A 1,841-nucleotide genomic window follows, 5' to 3' on the forward strand; every position below is an offset into this window, starting at 1 on the left:
GATTCTGAAACATGGAAGAAAGGCAAAGTCGCTTGTCAAATATGGATTGGAAGAGATTTCGACCATACTTATGCGTCCGACTTATACCCCAAAATTCGATGTTTTCAAATTTTTGTCATGTACTTAAAAAAAGTATATAAACCGAATTCATTTTGATAAGGAAGGAAATAATGGGGTAGGAACAGTCTTGTCTTTTTATTATTTGAATAGTGATTCTATTTATCTTTATAATGTGTTGATGGGAACACTTTTTTTGACTAATAGTAGGGGGATGGTTAAGGAAAGGCATAAATTGAAGATGTCTCTAAATCTCACTCCGGATTCTCTTTTTATTGCTCCATTATTATTTCCCCAGACAAATTCTCCTTTAACAAAGCTTGGTGATGAATTATTGATTTCAGGTTTTTTCCCAAATGAATTTGAGGGCGAAAATGCTGTGAATCGTCCGGTAATGACTTACTTTGATTGTAAAAATCAGACTATTCGACATTCTGATAGTTATCCTGCCATTTATCATAAAGGAAATTGGGGGGGAGGATTTTCGTATCGGAATCCGTTTTTCACAATTTCGCCACAAAATGAGATTGTTCTAAGTTTTGCAGCCGATTCTCAAGTTAGAGTGCATTCCATAAAAACGGAAGATTATAGAGAGTTTTATGCAGGTGTGGGTGGAGAACACAAAATCAGTCCTGCAGAAAAAGACATAAGAATGGAACTTTTTACATACGAAAAGCAACGGAGGCATTACATTCAAAATCTGAGTTATGGTGCAATCCATTATGACCGATATAGAGATGTTTATTATAGATTGGCTTTTTTGCCTGATCCGGAGATAGATGTGCAAGATGAGGCTTTACGAAAGCCGATGGAAATAATAGTTTTGAATAATCGGTTTGAAGTAATCGGTAAAAGTCGGATAGAAGACGATTTATATTGGGTAAATCAATGTTTTGTAAGTCCTGATGGTTTCCATATTCAAGTTAAATCTGATGATGATGATATTTTATGTTTTAAGACGTTTGTATATGAAAAAAATAAGTCGACTGATGTATTTACTATTTGATTGCATAGTTCTTGTTTGTAGCTGTTCTCAAATAAAAGAAGATTATGCTGATATGGTTGTGAGAAGGTTGGAAGAGAATGATGTTAATCTTACTAATTATTCTCATGTGGTTGTCATTCCGGAATTGGGGTGTGGAGGCTGTATTTCTGAAGCAGAAAACTTTTTTCGTGAGAATACGGAAGAAAATATACTTTTTATTTTCACTAAAATTTCATCAATGAAAGAGATGCGCTTGCATTTGGGAAAATTGATTGAGCAGAAAAATGTATTGATAGATAATGAGCGATTGTATGTATCTGAAAAAGAAGAAATGAATGTATATCCTATAATAATAGATATCAGATGTATTTCTCGGAAAACATGGTATTTTTTGGAGCCTGGAGTTAGCTATAAAAGTTTATTGGATAGCGGAAAAATAAAAGGTAATGGATAGAAAAGGACGGCTAGCGCTTTGTTTGCCCATTCGTGCCGTCCGTTCCGTAACCCACCCGGAAAGGAGGTTTTGGCAAAGATAGTGATTAACTTTGGATGAGCAATGCGTTTACTTTTATAATAGATACCCGTTGGTTGAATTAAAATTCTAAATATTTACAAATGAAAAAGTTGCACAATTTGCGGATTATTATTAAATTAGTGGTAACCACACCGTTAACTACTATTGCACTGCTTATGCGCAACTTCATAGCAAATTTCGTCAGAATCCTCGGAATCTGCAAGGATTTTGCCGGAAATCGAGTTAATGAACATGGAAACGTACCCAGGTGCGGTGTTGTTCCCA

General features: G+C 34.9%; 2 protein-coding genes and 2 pseudogenes. All 4 read left to right on the plus strand.

Features of this window, described 5'->3' with window-relative positions; translation table 11 throughout:
- Nucleotides 1-127: pseudogene (locus tag HU824_RS19345) on the plus strand (IS4 family transposase); the annotation flags it as partial.
- A gap of 9 nt (nucleotides 128-136) precedes the next feature.
- On the plus strand, nucleotides 137-1,063 hold the full coding sequence (locus tag HU824_RS19350) for a DUF4221 family protein (RefSeq protein ID WP_176469739.1): 927 nt from the start codon (nucleotides 137-139) through the stop codon (nucleotides 1,061-1,063).
- Complete coding sequence (locus HU824_RS19355) at nucleotides 1,026-1,496, plus strand: hypothetical protein (protein ID WP_176469738.1); 471 nt, start codon at nucleotides 1,026-1,028, stop codon at nucleotides 1,494-1,496. The genes HU824_RS19350 and HU824_RS19355 overlap by 38 nt, the downstream gene beginning before the upstream one ends.
- Nucleotides 1,497-1,732: 236 nt before the next feature.
- Nucleotides 1,733-1,841 (plus strand): annotated as a pseudogene (locus tag HU824_RS19945) (IS982 family transposase); the annotation flags it as partial.

The sequence above is a fragment of the Bacteroides sp. L10-4 genome, assembly GCF_013373675.1.
GTDB lineage: Bacteria > Bacteroidota > Bacteroidia > Bacteroidales > Bacteroidaceae > Bacteroides > Bacteroides muris.